Source organism: Kitasatospora cathayae, assembly GCF_027627435.1.
In the GTDB taxonomy this organism is placed as follows: domain Bacteria; phylum Actinomycetota; class Actinomycetes; order Streptomycetales; family Streptomycetaceae; genus Kitasatospora; species Kitasatospora cathayae.
This window is the reverse complement of sequence record NZ_CP115450.1, coordinates 1,162,800-1,181,640: the sequence shown is the minus strand read 5'-3', so window position 1 is coordinate 1,181,640 and position 18,841 is coordinate 1,162,800. Positions and strand designations below refer to the sequence as shown.

16 protein-coding genes are annotated in these 18,841 nt (G+C 74.5%); 12 read left to right on the top strand and 4 right to left on the bottom strand.

The features are described from left to right. Positions 1-10 precede the first annotated feature (10 nt). Positions 11-1,315: an outer membrane protein assembly factor BamB family protein gene (locus tag O1G21_RS05570; protein WP_270141302.1), complete on the bottom strand. Its 1,305-nt coding sequence runs from the start codon at positions 1,313-1,315 to the stop codon at positions 11-13. A 149-nt stretch (positions 1,316-1,464) separates the two neighbouring features. On the opposite strand from O1G21_RS05570, the gene O1G21_RS05565 reads away from it, so the two are divergent. From O1G21_RS05565 to O1G21_RS05525, 9 genes are all read left to right on the top strand, one after another. Continuing rightward, the gene (locus O1G21_RS05565) at positions 1,465-2,034 is read left to right on the top strand and encodes a Uma2 family endonuclease (protein WP_270141301.1); all 570 of its coding nucleotides are present in this window, start codon (positions 1,465-1,467) and stop codon (positions 2,032-2,034) included. A gap of 133 nt (positions 2,035-2,167) precedes the next feature. Further along, positions 2,168-4,750, top strand: a complete 2,583-nt coding sequence (locus O1G21_RS05560; RefSeq protein ID WP_270141300.1) for a SpoIIE family protein phosphatase — start codon at positions 2,168-2,170, stop codon at positions 4,748-4,750. A gap of 153 nt (positions 4,751-4,903) precedes the next feature. Next, a complete protein-coding gene (locus O1G21_RS05555) occupies positions 4,904-6,565 on the top strand; it encodes a sensor histidine kinase (RefSeq protein WP_270141298.1) in 1,662 nt (553 codons plus the stop codon). An 80-nt stretch (positions 6,566-6,645) separates the two neighbouring features. Continuing rightward, entirely contained in the window at positions 6,646-7,314 is a 669-nt protein-coding gene (locus O1G21_RS05550; RefSeq protein WP_270141296.1) for a response regulator transcription factor, read from the top strand. Between the two features lie 554 nt (positions 7,315-7,868). Beyond that, the gene (locus O1G21_RS05545; RefSeq protein WP_270141295.1) at positions 7,869-8,630 is read left to right on the top strand and encodes a transglycosylase family protein; all 762 of its coding nucleotides are present in this window, start codon (positions 7,869-7,871) and stop codon (positions 8,628-8,630) included. Positions 8,631-8,725: 95 nt separating this feature from the next. After that, positions 8,726-9,025, top strand: a complete 300-nt coding sequence (locus O1G21_RS05540; protein WP_270141293.1) for a hypothetical protein — start codon at positions 8,726-8,728, stop codon at positions 9,023-9,025. A gap of 134 nt (positions 9,026-9,159) precedes the next feature. Continuing rightward, entirely contained in the window at positions 9,160-9,915 is a 756-nt protein-coding gene (locus O1G21_RS05535; protein WP_270141291.1) for an SDR family NAD(P)-dependent oxidoreductase, read from the top strand. Between the two features lie 124 nt (positions 9,916-10,039). Further along, positions 10,040-10,639 carry a TIGR03086 family metal-binding protein gene (locus O1G21_RS05530; RefSeq protein WP_270141290.1) on the top strand — a complete coding sequence of 200 codons (600 nt, stop codon included), beginning with the start codon at positions 10,040-10,042 and terminating at the stop codon, positions 10,637-10,639. 113 nt (positions 10,640-10,752) lie between these two features. Continuing rightward, a complete protein-coding gene (locus O1G21_RS05525; protein WP_270141289.1) occupies positions 10,753-11,592 on the top strand; it encodes an arylamine N-acetyltransferase family protein in 840 nt (279 codons plus the stop codon). Between the two features lie 65 nt (positions 11,593-11,657). On the opposite strand, the gene O1G21_RS05520 is transcribed toward O1G21_RS05525, so the two are convergent. The 3 genes from O1G21_RS05520 to O1G21_RS05510 form a co-directional block, all read right to left on the bottom strand. After that, complete coding sequence (locus O1G21_RS05520; RefSeq protein WP_270141288.1) at positions 11,658-12,122, bottom strand: (2Fe-2S)-binding protein; 465 nt, start codon at positions 12,120-12,122, stop codon at positions 11,658-11,660. 17 nt (positions 12,123-12,139) lie between these two features. Further along, positions 12,140-14,365: a xanthine dehydrogenase family protein molybdopterin-binding subunit gene (locus O1G21_RS05515; RefSeq protein ID WP_270141286.1), complete on the bottom strand. Its 2,226-nt coding sequence runs from the start codon at positions 14,363-14,365 to the stop codon at positions 12,140-12,142. 477 nt (positions 14,366-14,842) lie between these two features. Further along, positions 14,843-15,829 (bottom strand): IS481 family transposase, encoded by a 987-nt coding sequence (locus tag O1G21_RS05510; RefSeq protein ID WP_270141284.1) that lies wholly within the window; start codon positions 15,827-15,829, stop codon positions 14,843-14,845. 177 nt (positions 15,830-16,006) lie between these two features. On the opposite strand from O1G21_RS05510, the gene O1G21_RS05505 reads away from it, so the two are divergent. From O1G21_RS05505 to O1G21_RS05495, 3 genes are all read left to right on the top strand, one after another. Continuing rightward, positions 16,007-17,260: an MFS transporter gene (locus tag O1G21_RS05505; RefSeq protein ID WP_270141282.1), complete on the top strand. Its 1,254-nt coding sequence runs from the start codon at positions 16,007-16,009 to the stop codon at positions 17,258-17,260. Positions 17,261-17,374: 114 nt separating this feature from the next. Beyond that, positions 17,375-18,106: a Mut7-C RNAse domain-containing protein gene (locus O1G21_RS05500; protein WP_270141280.1), complete on the top strand. Its 732-nt coding sequence runs from the start codon at positions 17,375-17,377 to the stop codon at positions 18,104-18,106. A 125-nt stretch (positions 18,107-18,231) separates the two neighbouring features. Then, a complete protein-coding gene (locus tag O1G21_RS05495; protein ID WP_270141279.1) occupies positions 18,232-18,666 on the top strand; it encodes a cupin domain-containing protein in 435 nt (144 codons plus the stop codon). Positions 18,667-18,841 lie beyond the last annotated feature (175 nt).

Below are 18,841 nucleotides of genomic sequence, written 5' to 3'. Positions count from 1 at the left end.
GGCGGGGGCGTCAGGCCGTCGCGAGGGCGTAGAGGACGTCGTCGTGACCGGCGTAGAGACGGCTCCCGTCGGTGGCGATGGACCAGACGTCCCGGCCCGGGCCGGAGTCGTGGAACGCCCACCCGAGTCGGCCGGTCGCGACGTCGATCGCGAAGACCCCGGCGGCCGCCGGACCGGGGACGTACAGCGTGCCGCCGACGACCAGCGGACGGCTGCGGCTGTCCAGCGGGAACGGCAGTTTGCGGGACCACAGCACGGCGCCGGTGGTCAGGTCGTTGCAGGTGACCATGCCGCTGTCCCGCGGGACGAACACCCGGACGCCGTCCGGGACGGGCGGCAGCGCCCGCCAGGACTCGCCGCGGGCGGGGGAGTGGGTCCAGCCGGGCTCGCCGCCGGCGCCCAGCATGCGCACGCCCCCGGTGCCGTCGGGGACGAGGAAGCCCTCCCCGCCGGCGACGCACCAGCGCAGGCCCTCCGGGCCGCCGGCTGTCCACAGCTCCCGCCCGGTGGCGGCGTCCCGGACCGCCAGCTCGGCGCCGTCGCCGAGGGAACGGGCGCAGGCCAGCAGGCCGGCGGTGCCCCCGGTGGCGAGGGCGACCGGCCGCTCCTGGCGCGGGCCGGCGACGGACCAGAGCAGGGTGCGGTCCGCCGGTCCGATGGCGAAGACCCGGGTGCTCGGGAAGACCTCCTCCGGGCGGAACGGGGTCCAGGCGTAGCCGTAGAGGGCGCCGGTGTCCGTGCAGGTGAGCTGGAGCCGGCCCGACAGCTCATCGGGCAGCGGCAGGCTCCAGTCGTGGGCCGGGTCGCTGAGGTGGTGGGCGTCCAGGTGGCCCTTCGACTCGGTGCTGAACATGTACTCCGGCCCGATCGCGACCTTCCCGCCGGACGGTTCGGCGTCGCTGGGCCAGTTCGGCGGTGGCGGCGGGTCGAACACCAGCAGCCGCCCGGGGCCGCCGCCGGCCGGGTCGAGGACCTGCAGCCCGGCCTTGGACAGGAACACCGGGCACCGTGGCGGGGCGACCAGCCGCTCGGGGGTCATCGCCTGCGCGCCCCGGTACGTCCACAGCGGCGTCGGCCCGGACACCGCGGTCGGCACCGGCTTGGCCGGGCCCGGCGCCGGTCCGTCGGAACCCGAGCGGCCGAGCGCCCACACCGCCCCGCCGACCGCCAGCACCCCGGCTCCGGCCAGCAGGCCCCGCCGACTCAACCGTGGCCCGCCCCCGCCGATCACGTCCCCGGGCGCCTCGCCCGCGCCGTCCGCCTCCCCGGCCCACTGCCACGAAGCCTCCCGCGCGGCCTCCTCGGACGACTTCATCCGCTCCTCGCCTCCACCCCCGGCGGCCCCGGCGCCACCACCCGCCGGGAGGATATCGAACGGTCCCCGAACCATCCGAAGCCGTCGCTGTGCTGCACTATGCTGTGGCGCACAGCACAGACCCGCCAGCCGCCGAGGGGAGGTACGCCGTGACGGCCGAGATGATCGCACCCGAGTGGATGCACCGGCAGATCACCAGTGAGGAGTACGACTCCTGGACCGAGGAGCAGTGTGCGGGGATCGAGATCGTCGACGGGATGGTCGTTGTGAGCCCGAGCGCATCGAGGCGTCACAACCGGATCGGGCGCCTTCTGGCGAACGCCTTTGACAAGGCGGGCGGTGAGGAGTGGATCGCGGACACTGACTTCGACGTGCGGCTGCAGGATGTGCCGCTCAACAACCGTCGGCCCGACGTGGTGGTCTACCGTGCTGACACTTTCGACGAGCCGCTGATCAGACCGGAGCACGTACTGCTGCTGGTCGAGGTCGTCTCGCCGGGCTCGGAGACCACCGACCGGCTGGTCAAGCTCGACCAGTACGCGAAGGCCGGAATCCCCTTCTACTGGCTGGTCGAGCAGGCGGCGGGCCGGGTGCCGGTCGTGCACACGCATCTGCTGGACGCGGAGAGTAGGACCTACCGGGTCGGTGAGATGTTCACCGGACTGGTGAAGGCCGCGGTGCCGTACCCGGTGGAGGTCGATCTCACCAAGCTGCCGTAGCCCGTCACCTGTCCGGGGAGTGGTTCGGTCGGGTGTCCGGGGCGCTCGGGCTGGGGCGAGTGGGGGCCGTGGGCCAGCCCGGGCGGGCGGGGCTCGCCTTGACAGGGTTCCGGGCCGGACGTAGCAAGGGAGCATGTGCCATCCGCAGGCGACCGGCGGGGCTGCCGAGCCGGTCCGTGGGGCGGTCCCGGCGACGGCTTCGGAACCCGCGTCGCCGGCGCTCCCGGGAGCGGCCGCGCTCCCGGAGGCGGTGCACGAGCGGGACGCGTTGCTGGCGGAGGCCGTCCGCAGGGTGCTGGGGTCGACCGGGGCGTACGGGGCGATGGTGTACCTGCGGTCGCGGGACCGGCGGTCGCTGGTGCTGCAGACCATCGCGGGGGTGCCCCTGTCGATCATGAGTCCGTTCCGGCGGGTCGCGGCCGCCGGACCGTTGCCGGTCGCGGTGTGCTTCCGGACCGGCCGCAGCGTCACGCTGTCCGATCCGGAGGAGACCATGCGGCGCTTCCCGCAGCTCGCGGTCGGGCTGCCGTACGACTTCGTCTCGGCCTGTGTGCCGGTGGGGCACGGCGGGGAGCGGTTCGGGGTACTGAGCGTGCAGTGGCCGGCCTCGGAGGACGGCGTGCCCGCCGAGGAAGGCGGCCGGCTGGTGGCGGTCGCCTCCGAACTGGGCGCCGGGCTGGCCGAGTTGACGGCGGCCGGGCACTCGGTGGAGCCGGGGGGTGACGCCGCGGTGGTGGAGCTGCCGTCGCCGTCCGTGCCCACCACCCGGGTCGGGCTGTTCGACTGGGACGTGGCCACCGGCGAGCTGGCGGCGGACGCGCAGTTCCGGGAGATCTTCGGCTTCGCGCCCGGGCAGTTCGACGGCACGGTGGACTGCCTGACCGGGCGGATCGCCCCCGGGGACGTGCCCGAGTTCCGGGCCGCCGCCCGGACCGCCCTGGAGCGCGGCGAGGTGCTGGCCGCCCGGGTGCGGGTGCTCGGGCCGGGCGGGCGCCCGTACCCGGTGGAGCTGTGGGCCCGGGTGCCCGGTGCGATCTCCGACGGCCGGACCCACCTGGTCGGCGCCGTCCTGGACGCGCGCACCCTCACCGCCGCGGCCGCCGCCGTCGAGCGGCTGCGCGAGGGGGTCTTCTCGCTCGATCCGGACGGCCTGATCAGCTACGTCAACCGGGCCGCCGAGCCGCTGCTGCGGGCGAACCGGGAGGACCTGGTCGGCCACCTCCCGTGGGAGGTGCTGCCCTGGCTCGCCGACCCCTTCTACGAGAACCGTTGCCGCGCCGCCCTGCTCTCCCAGCAGCCCACCGCCTTCCTCGCCGCCCGTCCGTCGGACGGCTGGCTGGCCTTCTCGCTCTTCCCCGACCCGCACGGCGTCACCGGCCGGGTGATCGCCGCCGACTCCCCGCCGGGAGCGGCCGAACCGCCGCCCGCGGCCGGTCCCGGTCCCGGTCCCGGTCCCGCTCCTGGTCCTGGTGCCGGTCCTGGTGCCGGTCCCGGACCGGCCGGGACGGGCGGCGTGGGCAGTACCCACCACCTGCTCCAGCTGGCCAGCGCCCTCACCGAGGCCGTCACCGTCTGCGACGTGTGCCGGGCCGTGGCCGAGGAGATCCTCCCGGCCTTCGGCGGCCAGCAGCTCGCCATCTACGCGGTGCGCGAGCAACGGCTGCACCTGGTCTCGCAGACCGGCTACCCGGCCGGCTTCCTGGACGCCTTCGAGGGCACCCCGCTGGATGCCCGCATCCCCGGCGCCGAGACGCTCAGCACCGGCACCCCGATCTTCTTCGAGTCAGTGGGTGAACTCGCCGCCGCCTACCCGGGCCTGGCCCTGGACGAGATGGGCGCCTGGGCCTTCCTGCCGCTGATCGCCTCCGGCCGTCAGGTCGGCAGCTGCATCCTCGGCTTCGACCGCGCGCACCCCTTCACCGTCGAGGAGCGCGGGCTGCTCACCGGCCTCGGCGGCTTCATCGCCCAGGCCCTGGAACGCGCCCGGTTGTACGACGCCGAGTTCGCCCTGGCCCGCGGCCTCCAGCAGGGCCTGCTGCCGCACCGGCTGCCGCAGGTGCCCGGCCTGCGCACCGCCGCCCGCTACCTGCCCGGCACCCAGGGCATGGAGATCGGCGGCGACTGGTACGACGCGATCGTCACCGGCGCCGACCTCACCCTGGTGATCGGTGACGTCGAGGGCCACAGCGTCGCGGCGGCCGCCGCGATGGGGCAGCTGCGCAGCGCCGTCCGCGCCTTCGCGACCGGCGGCGAGCCGCCCGACCGGGTGCTCGCCCGCACCAACCGGCTGTTGCTGGACCTCGACCCCGGGCTGCTCGCCAGCTGCTGCCTGGTCCGCCTCACCCCCGCGGACGGCACGGTGCGGATCGGCCGGGCCGGGCACCTGCCGCCGGTGCTGCGCCACCCGGACGGGCGGGCCGAGGCGCTGTACGTCCCGGGCGGGGCGCTGCTGGGCGTGGACGACCGGGCGGCGTACCCGGTCAGCGAACTGCGGCTGCGGCCCGGCTCGCTGCTCGTCCTCTACACCGACGGGCTGGTGGAGGATCCGGCGCTGGCGATCGACCAGGGGGTGGACCGGCTGCGGGCCGCGCTGGCGCAAGGCCGGCCGGGGGAGGAGCTGGAGGAGCTGGCCGAGCGGCTGGTGCGCGAGGTCGGCTCGACCGGGCGGGTGGACGACGTCGCGCTGCTGCTCACGGGCTTCGAAGGCGGCGCATAGTCGACCCGCGGAGCCTTCGAGGGCGGCGCACAGCCGACCCGCGGAGCCTTCGAGGGCGCGGCGGAACCGGCCCGCGGACCGGCGACTTTCGTCGGGGCGGACCGCGACGAAGGGTGACCGCGGGCGCGGCGGGCGGCCGGTTAGCCTCGACGGGTGAATGCGATCGCACGGGCCTGGTCGAAGGCGGTACGGACGGCGCTGCCGGGGCCCTGGCGGCCCCGGCGGGTCGTGGGCGAGGCCGTGCTGGCCCTGCTGATGGGCCTGGTCAGCGCCCTGCTGGAGTTGGTCTCCGGCACCGGTCTGGCGCTGCCCTTCGGGCTCGCCGTCGCCGTGCTGTGGGTGCTGCGGAAGGGCTTCCCGGCCACCGTCCTGGTGCTGACCGGGATCATCGCCGGCTGGTCGCTCGGGCCGTTGCCGCTGCTGTCCTGCGTGGGCTGGGCGGCCGGGGCGCGGATCGGCCGGGTCTGGCGGCTGGTCGGCGCCTTCGTGCTGAGCTACCTGTTGTTCTCCGCGTCCGGGACCCTGAAGGACGGCACGTCCTCACCCAAGCTGATCATCGGGGTCTCGCTCGGCATCTTCCTGGTGTTCGCCGTCCTCCCCGCGCTCTACAGCCGCTACCGGGCGCAGCGCCGCGCGCTGCTGGACGCGCTGCGGGAGCGCAACGACCAGCTGGTGCGCGAGCGGGCGATGGTGGTCCACCAGGCGCGGCTGCGCGAGCGGCACCGGATCGCCCAGGACATGCACGACAGCCTGGGGCACCAGCTCGCGCTGATCTCCGTGCACTCGGGCGCGCTGGAGGTGGACCGCACCCTCGGCGACCGGCAGCGGGAGGCGGTCGGTGTGCTGCGCCAGGCGGCGGTCGCGGCGATGCGCGAGCTGCGCGAGGTGGTCGGGGTGCTGCACGACGAGTCGACGGCGCTGCCGCCGGCGGTCGGTGCGCCGGGCGCGGCGCCGGCCCGCGGCGGGGTGGACGGGATCGCGGGGCTGGTGGAGTCCTCCCGGGCGGCCGGTGCCGGGATGGCGTTCTCCACCGAGGGCGAGCGGCGCCCGCTCGCGGCCGCGGTCGACCACGCGGCGTACCGGATCGTGCAGGAGGCGCTCACCAACGCGCACAAGCACGCCCCCGGCGCACCGATCGCGGTCGCGCTCCGCTACGAGCCGGACGCGCTGGTGGTGGAGGTCACCAATCCCCGCGCGCCGGAGCTCGTGGGCGCGCACGCCGGCGCGGGCTCGGTGGTGAGCGGCGGACAGGGGCTGACCGGCTTGCGGGAGCGCGCCCGGCTGGTCGGCGGCATGGTGCACGCCGGGCCGACGCCGGAGCAGGGCTTCCGGCTGGCGGCCGTGCTGCCCTACGAGGGTGCGGAGGCCGACGGCGCCGCCGCCCCGGCGGGGGAGGAGGACTGGGTGCCCGGCGCCCTGCCGCCGGCCGGGGGGACGGACGGACACCGGCGCCCGGTGCTCGGCTGCGCGGCCGGAGTGGGTACGGTCGCGCTGGTCGTGGCGGGCCTGATGGTCTGGGGCGCGGTCGCCCTGGTCCGGGGCGCCAGTGATTCGACGGTGCGGCCGTCGCTCTACGAGCAGATCCGGGTGGGCGAGTCGAGGGCCGACGTACTGCGCCGACTGCCGCCCGGCAACGACTTCTTCACCTCCGACTACCAGAAAGCCGGGCCGCCCCGGCCGGAGGGCGCGCACTGCCGCTGGTACTCGCTGGACAAGAGCGAGCCCGGCGACTCCTGGGCGGACAACCACGTGGCGCGGTTCTGCTTCAAGGGCGGGGTGCTGGTGGACAAGGTGGAGTACGTCGCCAAGGACTGACCACCGCCTGCCGGGCCGTCCGGCCGGGATGTCAGGATGGTGCCGCCCACCCGCTTGCCCGTTCGAGGGGAATGACCAGCGTGATCCGAGTCCTCGTCGCCGACGACGAGCCGCTCATCCGGGCCGGGATCAGGATGATCCTGGGTTCGGCCGACGACATCGAGGTGGTCGCGGAGGCCGCCGACGGCCGGGAGGCGCTGGACCTGGCCCGGGCGCACCGGGTGGACGTCGTCCTGCTGGACATCCAGATGCCGGTGATGGACGGACTGACGGCGCTTCGGGAGCTCGGGAGGGTCGCACCAGGCGCGCGGGCGATCATCCTCACCACCTTCGGGGAGCGCGAGAACGTCCTGCGCGCCGTGACCGAGGGAGGCGCCGGATTCCTGCTCAAGGACACCGCGCCGAACGAGCTGATCCAGGCCGTCCGGGCGGCGGCCGGCGGGAACGCCTTCCTCTCCCCGGCCGCCACCCGGCACATCGTCGACTCGCTGGCCTCCGGGCGCAGCGCCTCGGCGGCGGCCCGCGGCGCGGAGGCGCGCCGCCGGCTGGAGGTGCTCACCGGGCGCGAGCTGGAGGTGCTGGAGCTGCTCGGGGAGGGCCTGTCCAACGCGGACGCGGGGGCCCGGATCCACATGAGCGAGGCGACGGTGAAGACGTACGTCAGCCGGATCCTGGCCAAGCTGGGCTGCGAGAACCGGGTGCAGGCGGCGCTGCTGGCGCGGGATGCGGAGCTCGGCGGTCGCAACTGAGTGCGTTCGCGTCGTCGCGGAGTGCGTTCACAGTGGTGGATGCCACTCAACTGGCGCCGCGAACCGGGAACTCCGGATGTCGTGGTGACGGTGCGTCAGTCACCGGTCGCGGACGGTTGATGGTGTGCGGGCTTTCACGGATGGACAGATGTGAGCGAGGGCACGGAAATTGATCGTTAGATCTTCAAAATGCGGTCAAACCCGGTCAAATCCGGCATCGTTTCTTGATCGATACCGCCGGTAACAGTCAACTGACCTGCGAAGACCAAGAATTGCTTGCTGTGCCCCGGACATGCCCCTAGCTTTCTTGGCGGCGCAACGAGCGCCACCCGGGTTCACCCCGACGCACCGCCCGCCGACTGACCCCCGGCGCGAGGGCGGTGCCCGCCGACAGGACCGGCTCGCACAGGCCGTCGGCGAGTGGAGGTGACCGGGGCGGCACGGCACGTCCGACACGTGTCCGGCCGCCCGACGAGTGAGGTGAGCGCAACCCACCGGCCCATGTCCCGGGCCTGGTTCCGCCTGCCCGCCCGGGGCTTGTCGAGAGGACATTCATGACTTCCCGTCACGAGACCGCCGCTGCCACCGACAACGCCGCCACCAGCAAGCGCAACCGCCTGCGGATGGCGGTCGTCGCAGGAGCCGCCGTCGCGGCACTGCCGGTGGCCGGCCTCGTCACGGCCACCTCGGCCTCCGCCGCACCCTCCTCCACCTGGGACGCCGTCGCCCAGTGCGAGAGCGGCGGGAACTGGAGCATCAGCACCGGCAACGGCTTCCACGGCGGACTGCAGTTCACCCCCTCCACCTGGGCCGCGTACGGTGGGACCGCGTACGCCGCCCGGGCCGACCAGGCGACCAGGGCGCAGCAGATCGCCGTCGCCGAGAAGGTGCTCGCCTCGCAGGGGCCGGGCGCCTGGCCCGTCTGCTCCAAGCAGGCGGGCCTGAGCAAGGGCGGTGCCCCGGCTGCCGTCGACACCTCGGCGGGCTCCGGCTCCTCGGACTCGGGTGCGGCGGCCGTCAAGTCGGCCAAGCGCGCCGCGAAGGCGGCTCCGAAGGGCGCCCAGCAGGCCGCCCCGAAGGCGAAGTCGCAGGCTCCGAACGCCGCGCAGGGCCGTCCGTCGGCCAAGCCGGCGCAGTCGGCCCCGGTGGCGGAGCGGAACACCTCCGTCGGCGACTACACCGTCAGGAGCGGTGACACGCTGAGCGACATCGCCGCCAAGTTCGGCGTCGACACCGACAGCCTGTACCGCAAGAACGTCCGTACCATCGGCGGCGACCCGGACCTGATCTTCCCGGGTCAGACCCTGACCGTCTGACGCCCTGCCGCGCTCCGGCGCGGGACGAGCGGCCACCCTGCGCGGGGTGGCCGCTCGGCGCGTTCGGCGGATCCCGGCATCAGTAGGGGTGACTGATGGTCCGACTGGTCAGCGACAGTGAGCTCACCGCCTCCCCCGTGGTGGCCAACAGCGCGATGAACCGGGGGCGCGGGCTCAGCGGAGTGAACGGCTACGCCCGCGAGCTCGGCTTCGCTCCCGCCGCCTGGCTGCGGGAGCGCGGCGGGTCCGCGCCCGGCTGGCTGGACCTGTGCAGCGGGGAGGGGCGGGCGCTCGCGGAGGCGGCCCGGGTGCTGCCCGTGGGAGCCGAGTCGACCGGCGTCGACCTGGTCGGGCCGCTGGCCCCGCCGCCGGTCCAAGTCGTAGTTGAACGTTGAACGCAACGTCTGAATACCGCCGGAGATGTCAAGGAATCCGGACCAGGATCGACTCACACACCGAGAGCGGGACACCGACCGGAGCACCGGCCCGGGGCCGCGATCGGAACGCGTGAACGAGGAGACCTGGAGAGATGACGATGAACGGTGCGGCGGCACTCGACGGCAAGGTGGCCCTGGTGACCGGCGGCAGCCGCGGGATCGGGGCGGCGGTCGCGCTGCGGCTGGCCGAGGACGGCGCCGACGTGGCGGTGACCTACCAGGGCTCGGCCGAGCGGGCCGAGGAGGTGGTCGCGAAGATCACCGCGATGGGGCGCACCGGCTGGGCCGTGCGCGCCGACAGCGCCGACCCGGAGGCGGTGCACGCCGCGGTGGCCGCGGTCGCCGAGCGGTTCGGGCGGCTGGACGTCCTGGTGAACAACGCGGGTGTCGGCGCCGGCGGGGCGATCGAGGAGGTCGCGATCGAGGAGCTCGACCGGGTGCTGGAGGTGAACGTCCGGGCGCCGTACCTGTACGCCCAGGCGGCGGTGGAGCACCTGACCGAGGGCGGGCGGATCGTCGGCATCGGCAGCTGCATCGCCCAGCGGGTCGTCTTCCCCGGCGCCGTGCTCTACGCGACCAGCAAGGCCGCGCTGATCGGCATGACCAAGGCGCTGGCCCGGGAGCTCGGCCCGCGCGGGATCACCGTCAACCTGGTCCACCCGGGCCCGATCGACACCGACATGAACCCGGCCGACGGCCCGTCCGCCGACTTCCAGCGCGGCTTCACCGCCCTCGGCCGGTACGGCACGGTCACGGAGGTGGCGGGCGCCGTCTCCTACCTGGTGGGCGAGGACGGCCGGTACGTCACCGGCGCGGAACTGTCGGTGGACGGCGGATTCGCGGCCTGACCTGCCGCCGGACCGGGGGCGGCGGTGGAGTGCCGGGCGGTCGGGTGTCGTGCCCGGCGGTCGTCGGTGCCCGCGCTTACGATCGCCCGGCACGTACCGTGCGCCCCCGACCGAGAGGTGTGCCATGACGGTGGACGACCCGATCGAGCTGCTCGCCCGGGCCCTCGCCCAGACCGCCGGCCTGATCGACGGCACCGGCGTCGAGCTGGCCGGCCACCCGACCCCCTGCCGCTCCTGGGACGTCGGCGACCTGGTCAGCCACCTCCTGTTCGACCTGCGGCAGTTCACCCTGCGGGCCGAGGGCGGGCAACCGGACTGGTCGCAGTCCTTCGAGCGGGTGGAGGAGGACTGGCTGCACGCCTTCGAGGCCGGCGCGGAGCGGCTGGTCGATGCCTGGCGTGCCGCCGGGGACCTCACCGGCACGGTGAAGACCCCCGGCGGCACCGTCCCGGCACGTTTCCCGGTCGACCAGCAGACCGCCGAATTCGCCGTCCACGCCTGGGACTTGGCGCACGCCACCGGCCAGTCCACCGAGGGCCTGGACCACCAGGTCGCGTTCGCGGCGCTCGACTGGGCCCGCGGCGCCCTCAGACCCGAGTACCGCGGCGACGAGGCGGACCAGCACGCCTTCGGCCCCGAAGTCCCCGCCCCGGCGGACGCCCCGGCGTACGACCGGCTGGCCGCCTTCTTCGGCCGCGACCCCTGGGCGGGCTCCGGCTCCTAGCCGCTCGAACTACCGCCCCTGCTAGGCTCCTTGGGTACGGCGGAGAACGAGGTGCTGGAGGTGGTCGCGGGCGCTGAAGGGCACCTGTCGATCTGATCGTCCGAGGGAGAAGCGTGATCGACGTCGACGGATACCTGGCCGCGTTGGGGGTCGCCCGGCCGGCGGCCCCGACCGCCGAGGCGCTGTGGGCGCTGCACCGGGCGCAGGTGGAGCGGGTCGCCTACGAGAACCTCGACATCCACCTGGGACGGCCGACGGGCATCGGCGCAGCGGAGTCGGTGGCCCGGATCGTGCGCGGGCGGGGCGGTTACTGCTTTCACCTCAACGGGGCCCTCGGCGCGCTGCTGACCGCCCTCGGCTACGACGTCACCCTGCACCGGGCCGGGGTGCAGAGCACTCCCGAGGACCCGGCGGGCGCGTCCGGCAACCACCTCGCGCTCACCGTGCGGCTCGACGGCGAGCGGTGGCTGGTCGACGCCGGGCTCGGCGACGGACTGTACGAACCGCTGCCGCTGCGCGAGGGCAGCCACACCCAGGGGCCGTTCACCTACGCGCTGGCCCCGTCGACGGCGGTGCCCGGCGGCTGGCGGTTCACCCATGACCCGCGCGGCTCGTTCACCGGGATGGACTTCGCGCCGGAGCCGGTGGAGCTGTCCTCCTTCGCCGCCGAGCACCTCCGGCTGTCCACCTCCCCCGAGTCCGGCTTCGTCCGGACCCTCACCGCCCACCGGCGCGACGGCAAGGGCGTGGACGTGCTGCGCGGCTGCGTGCTGCGCCGGATCGAGGCCGGGGGCACCGACGAACGGACCGTCGACTCGGCCGACGACTGGTACGAGGTCCTGGCCGGGGTCTTCCGGCTGGACCTGACCGACGTCGACGCCTCCGCGCGGGCGGAGCTGTGGCAACGGATCCGCAGCGCGCACCGGGAGTGGGAGACCGCGGGGCGGCCGTGAGGGCACCCCGCCCTGGAAACTGACGGCATGACAGGTGGCTTCTGGCGGGGTGCGGCGCAGCCGCGTCAGTGCACCCGTCCACCCGCCGCCGCGCGCTTGATCGCCTCGCGGATGCGCGGGTAGCTGCCGCAGCGGCAGATGTTCTGGATCTGGTCGATGTCCGCGTCCGTCGGGTTGGGGGTGCGGCGCAGCAGGGCGACGGCCGTCATGATCTGGCCCGGCTGGCAGAAGCCGCACTGGGCGACGTCGCAGTCGATCCAGGCCTCCTGCACGGGGTGGAGGGTGTCGCCGTCGGCGAGGCCCTCGATGGTGGTGACGGTGCGGCCCTCGCAGTCCTGGACGGAGCGGGTGCAGGGCTGGAACTCCTGGCCGTCCAGGTGGCTGGTGCAGGCCCGGCAGACGCCCACCCCGCAGCCGTACTTGGGGCCGGTGACGCCGAGCTTGTCGCGCAGCACCCAGAGCAGCGGCATGTCGTCCGGGGCGTCGACGGTGACGGGCTGCCCGTTGAGGACGAAGGTGTGGGTGGGCATGGGGGGTATCGATTTCCTCAGAAGTTGATCGGGAAGGAGCGCGGGCTGGTGCCGGTCGCCCGGGCGTAGGCGTTGGCGACGGCGGCGGAGGCCGCCGGGACGCCCAACTCGCCCGCTCCACCGGGGGATCCGCTCGGCGGCATGAGGTGGATCTCGACCGTCGGCGGGGTGTCGCACTGCCGGGCGTAGTGGAAGTCTGCGTAACTCCCTTCCCGGAACGCGCCGTTGTCGAGGTGGTTGCCGGCCTGGAGGATCACCGAGATGCCGTCGCTCAGGGCGCCGGTCAACTGGGCCTCGAGACCCCGGGGGTTGATGACCTGGCCGACGTCGGCGGCGATGACGGCCTTGGTGACCCGGGGGGCGGCCCGGTCGGTGGCGTCGAGTTCGACCAGGTAGGCGACCCGGCCGCCGTTCTCGTCGTGGTAGCCGACGCCCTGGGCCTGGCCGGCCGGCATCGGGCGGCCCCAGCCGCCGGCCCTGGCGACGGTGTCGAGCACCGCCTGCCCGGCGGCGTCGCGCAGCCGGGCGCGGCGGAAGGCGACCTCGTCCTGGCCCATCCGGCGGGCGAGTTCGTCCATCATGATCTCGTCGGCGACCCGGACCGTGCCGGAGTAGACCGAGCGCCAGCTGCCGGTGTGCAGCTGCAGTGGCAGTTCGGCGAGTAGCTGGGTGGGGATCCCGACGTCGTACGGGTTCTTCTCGGTGAGCAGGAATAGGGCCTGGGCGAGGCTGATCCCGGCGACCGAGAGGTTCAACCCGGCTCCGCTGAGCGCCTCGCCGAGGCCGTGCGAGAGGTCGGTCCGCACGGTGGCGGCGCGGTGCTCCCAGGTGAGCACCTGACCGGGGCCGTAGGTGGCGCGGATCCGGTGGTGGCTGGCGGGGCGCATCCGGCCGTGCCGCATGTCGTCGTTGCGGGTCCACATCAGCTTGACCGGACGGCCGGCGGCCTGGGAGATCAGGGCCGCCTCCAGCGCGGCGTCGAAGAACAGCCGGCGCCCGAAGGAGCCGCCGCCGCGCACCACGTGAACGGTGACGGCGCTCTGCGGCAGGCCGAGTTCGGCGGCGATGGTCTGCTGGGCGATGATCGGGCTCTGCGCGGCGAACCACAGCTCCGCGCGGCCCGGCCGCACGTCGGCGACGGCGGTCAGCACCTCCATCGGGGCGTGGTTGACGAAGGCGAAGTCGAACTCGCCGTCCAGGTACGGGGTGATCAGCGGCGGCAGCGGGAACGGCGCGTGGGCGGCGCGCAGTTGGGCCCGGACGTCGGCGGTGGAGAGGTTCGCGACCGGGCCGGGGTTCCAGCTGGTGCGCAGCGCGTCGCGGGCCTTGAGCGCCTGGTCGAAGGTCTCGGCGAGGACGGCGACGCCGCTGGGGATCCGCACCACGGCGAGCACGCCGGGCATGGTGCGGGCGACCGAGGCGTCCAGGGACTTGAGGGTGCCGTTGACGGTGGTCGGGCGGGCGACCACGGTGGGGGCGGCGCCGGGGATCTGCAGGTCCCCGGCGTACTCGGCGCGCCCGGTGACGATGTCGCGGGCGTCGATGCGTCCGGTCGGCTTGCCCACCAGGCGACGCTGGTCGGCCGGCTTGGGGGTGGCGGGCACGGCGGGCGCGACCACCGCGGCGGCGTCGGCGGCGAGTTCGCCGAAGCCGAGGCGGCGTCCGTCGGGGGCGAGGACGGCGGTGTCGGCGGTGCGCAGGCCGCCCGCGGGAACGTTCCAGCGCTGGGCGGCGGCGGTGACCAGCCGGGCGCGGGCGGCGGCGGCCGCGGCGCGTACCGGGTCGTACAGCGAGCGCACCGAGTTGGAGCCGCCGGTGAGCTGGTTGAAGAGCAGTTCGGGACGGCCGTCGCAGAGCGGTACGTCCACGTCGGTGAGCCTGGCGTCGAGCTCGTCGGCGACCAGCATGGCGATCGCGGTGGTCAGGCCCTGGCCGACCTCCAGCCGGGGCAGGTACAGCGCGGCACGCCCGGCGGGAGTGATTTCGAGCACCAGCAGGTGCGCGGTGGGCAGCCCGGCCAGGATCAGCGCGTCGCCGAGGTCGAGGACGTCCGGGACGCCCGGCAGGCCGAGCAACTGCCGGGGCGCGGCCGCCTCCTGGGCGGCCGCGGCGGCGCGCACGGCCGCCTGGGCGGAGGCGGGTGCGGCGGCGTCGAGGCCGAGCCGGGCGGCGACGGTGAGGGTCGGGGCGGCCAGCAGGTAGGTGAGGAAGCGGCGGCGTCCGGTGGTCTCGGTGGGGTCCACGAGGCTGTCGGGGGTGGCGGTTCCGGCGGGTCTTCCGGTGGCGCCGGGGTGGCCGGCGGAGTCCGAGGGGGCGATGGAGGTGCTGATGGGAGGACACCCTTCGAGCCGGAGACGGCGCCGGTTCGGGCGGGCACGGACGGCCCCGGCCCCGGTGCCGGATCGCGAACGCCGTTGAGCATAGGAGGGCACTATTGACGGGTCAACACGACCAAACTTGGCCCTCCGGCCGGGTGGTGGAGGGGTTCGGTCCGCTTCCGGCAGGGCAGTCGGAGCGGGTACGGACGGCGCTTCGGCCGGGCGGGGCGAACCCGGACGGGCCAGGGCGGGCCCGGCGCGGATCCCGCTGCCGGGTCAACCGGCCGGCGTCGTACGGGAGTTCAGGGCTCGCCCGGCGGTGCGGAGGAGCCCCTCCGGCCGCATTCAAGTGGCCCAGGAAATCTCAAGATCAATGGACCTGTCGGACGGTCCATTCACTGCCTAGGTGTATTGACCCGCAGGGTTGTTGACGCGGCTGATCGGGGGTTGTCCTCCGAGTGCGGTGTGGCAGCGATGGTAGTTGTAGCGGTGGAGGAAGTCGGGCAGCGCTTCGGCTCGTTCCTGGTTGCTGGTGTAGGGGCGCTGGTAGGCCCACTCGTCGAGCAGGGTGCGGTTGAAGCGTTCGACCTTGCCGTTGGTCTGCGGGCGGTAGGGGCGGGTGCGCTTGTGGGCGATGCCCGATGCCCGCAGGGTGTCGCGCCACAGGTGCGACTTGTAGCAGGAACCGTTGTCGGTCAGGACGCGTTCGACGGTGATGCCCAGGCTGGCGAAGAAGTCCTGGGCCCGCTGCCAGAACCCGACCGCGGTCTCCTTGCGTTCGTCGGGAAGGATCTCGCTGTAGGCCAGGCGGGTGTGGTCGTCGACGGCGGTGTGGATGTGGCTGTAGCCGATCTTCGGTGTCCCGCTCGGGGTCCGCAGGCCGGTGGTGGCGTGGCGGTTGCTCTCGCCGGCCTGGCGGTCCATGACGCGGTGGCCGCCGCCGTCGGGGATGTTGCCGAGCTTCTTGATGTCGACGTGGACCAGTTCGCCGGGGCGCTCGCGTTCGTACCGGCGGATGACCTGTCCGGTGGGCCGGTCCATCCACCGCAGCCGGTTCAGGCCGTGCCGGGTGAGGATCCGGTGAACCGTGGAGGCGGGCAGGCCGATGATCGGCCCGATCCGGGCGGGGCCTAGCTTGCGCTCCCGTCGCAGGTCGCAGATCCGGGCCTCGATCGCGTCCGGGGTGCGGTGCGGGGTGGTGTGCGGCCTGCTGGGGCGGTCGTGCAGGCCTGCCTCGCCCTCCGCGCGCCACCGTCGGACCCACTTGTGTGCGGTGGTGCGGGAGATTCCCATCTCGGCAGCCACGTGCGCGACCGGCCGTCCCGCTCGGACGCGCTCGACGAGGAGCCGCCTGCCGTGCACGGTCAGGCGGGCGTTACGGTGGGACACGAAGACCTCCGGTGCGGTGCAGTCCTAGACAGCTCCACCACACCGGAGGTCTTCACTTTTGATCAAGCCCTGCCACTGTCAACAACGCTCGTGGTCAATACACCTAGGCTGGGCGGCGCCCCGCCCCGGACGGTCGTGAACGTCCGGCCCGCGCGTCGCCCGCCCGACAGGAGAGAAGTGCCGAACCAGAGCGCCGCCGGCTTCGCCCTGCTGCCCCCCGCCGGTCCCCAACGCACCCTCGCCGCCGCCCAGTTGGCGGGCGCGGTGGGCGACGGCGCCTACTACACCTGCTCCGCGCTCTACTTCACCCGGGTGGTCGGCATGTCACCGGCCGCCCTCGGCCTCGGTCTCGCCGTCGGCTGGGCGATCGGCTCGGTGGCAGGCGTCCCGCTCGGTCACCTCGCCGACCGGCGCGGCCCGCGCCGCACGGCGGTCGCGCTCGCGCTCGGCGCGGCAGCCGTGGTCGCCGCCTTCCTGGTGATCCGCTCCTACCTGCCCTTCCTGCTCGCCGTCTGCCTGTACGCCACCGCCCAGTCCGGGGTCACCGCCGCCCGGCAGGCGCTGGTCGCCGGCTTGGTGCCGCGTGCCGAACGGACCGGCCTGCTCGCCCACCTCCAGTCAACCCTCAACGGCGGCCTCGCCGTTGGCGCCGCCATCGGCGGCATCGCGCTCACCATCGGCACCCGGACCGCCTACCTCGGCGCCTTCGTCATCACCATGCTCGGTCTCCTGGCCGGCGCGCTGCTGCTCCGCCGGCTGCCCGAAGTCCCGCCCGCCGAACCGGAGTCGGGCTCCGGCCCGCGCCTGGCCGTGCTGCGCGACCGCCGCTACGCCGCCGTCACCCTGGTCAACACCGTGCTGCTGCTGCGGATGCCGCTGCTCAGCCTGATCCTCCCGCTGTGGATCGCCGAGCGGGCCCCCGGGCTCGGCTGGCTCGGCTCGGCCCTGTTCGTGCTCAACACCGCGGCGGTGCTGCTCTTCCAGGTCCGGGCGGCCCGCGACGTCACCGGGCTGGACTCGGCGGTGCGGGCCGTCCGGGCGGCCGGAGTGCTGCTGCTCCTGTCCTGCGTGGTCTGCGGGCTGTCCGCGCTGGACGTCCCGGTGTGGGCGATCGGCGCGATGCTGGTGGCCGGGGCCGTGCTGCAGGTGGCCGGCGAGATGCGGCAGTCGGCCGGCTCCTGGCAGCTCGGCTTCGACCTCGCGCCGCCGGAGCGGATCGGCCAGTACCAGGGCTTCTTCGGCACCGGCGTCGCCGTCGCCCGCACCCTCGGACCGCTGCTGCTCACCAGCCTGCTGCTGGACGGCGGGCTCGCGGGCTGGCTGGTCTTCGGCGGGGTGTTCCTCGCCGCCGGGTACGCGATGGGCCCGGTCGCCCGCTGGGCGGCGCGCGACCGCCGACCGGTGCCGGCCCCGGTGGTGCCCGCCGCGTAGCCGGGGCACGGCCAGGCACGGCACGGACGGGCGGGGCACGGGCAGGCGGGGCACGGACCGGCGGCGTCCGGAAAAGGGTGGCCCCGGCCTGCCGCCCGCTGGCATGCTGGCCGCGTGGACCGACCCCAGATCTGGCTCGACTTCGCCCCTGAGCTGCACCTCTTCGTCTCCGCGCCCCGGCGGGCCGGCCGGACGGCGCTGCGCACCGACGGCACCTCCACCCTCGGCCACGTGGTCGAGTCCCTGGGCGTCCCGCTGACCGAGGTCGGCGCCCTGCTGGTGGACGGCCGGCCGGTGCCCGACTCGCACGTCCCGGCCGACACCGAGCACGTCAGCGTCGAGGCGGTGGCCCGGCCGCAGCCCTCGCCCGCCCCGCCGCGCTTCCTGCTGGACGTCCACCTCGGCACCCTCGCCCGCCGGCTGCGCCTGCTCGGCGTGGACGCCGCGTACGAGAACCCGGACATCGGCGACGCCGCCCTCGCCGCCCGCTCCGCCGCCGAGCAGCGCGTCATGCTCTCGCGCGACCGCGGCCTGCTGCGCCGCCGCGAACTGTGGGCCGGCGCCTACGTCTACAGCCACCGCCCCGCCGAGCAACTGCGCGACGTGCTGTCCCGCTTCGCCCCGCCGCTCGCGCCCTGGAGCCGCTGCACCACCTGCAACGGCACGCTGCGCACGGTGAGCAAGACCACGGTGCGCGAGCAGCTCCACGACGGCACCGAGCGCTCCTACGACGCCTTCGCCCAGTGCGCCGACTGCGGCCAGGCCTACTGGCGCGGCGCGCACCACGCCCGGCTGGAGTCCATCGTCACCGACGCCGTGCGCGAGTTCGGCGGCGTCCCGGGGTAGCGGGAGGGTTCCTTCGCGGACGGATCCGGCCGAGTGCGGCTGGCGGGCCCGCCCAGCGGTGTGGTCCGCTCAGGGGTGGGGGACGAGCCCAGGTACTCCGTCGTACGAGAGGGACCGGGGCTCGGATGAGCGATCAACCCGTACAGCCTGTACACCAACCCTTCGAGAGCGCCGAGGCCGGTGACGCCCCCGTGGTGACCGCCCCGGACGGCGCCGTGGTCCGCCCGCTGCTGGTGCTGGACGGGCGGGGCAGCCTCGCGGTCTTCGAGCTCGCCCCCGGGCAGGTCCTCCGCGCGGCGTCGCACGCCACCGTGCAGGAGCTGTGGCAGGTCACCGCGGGCGGCGGCGAGCTGTGGCGGCGCCAGGACGGCCGGGAGGCGACCGTCCGGCCCGCGGTCGGCACGGCGGTGTCGATCCCGCTGGGCACCTCCTTCCAGTTCCGGGCCGACCCGGACGGCGACGGACCGCTGCGGATCACCGCCGTCACCATGCCGCCCTGGCCGGGCACGGACCCCGAGGCCCGCCCCGAGCAGGGCCGCTGGCAGGCGACCGTCCGCTGAAGCGGGACTCCGGGCTGCGCACCGGCACCCGGTCGGCGCAGGCGTGCGCCCGCGCTCGGACGCCCCGGACAGGACGGTCGCCGGCGGCTCCTCCGGGCGACCCTGCGGACGCCCGCCGGGCGTGCGATGGTGGTGCATGACCGTGGAGGAGGCCACCGGTGGAACCCGCCGAGTT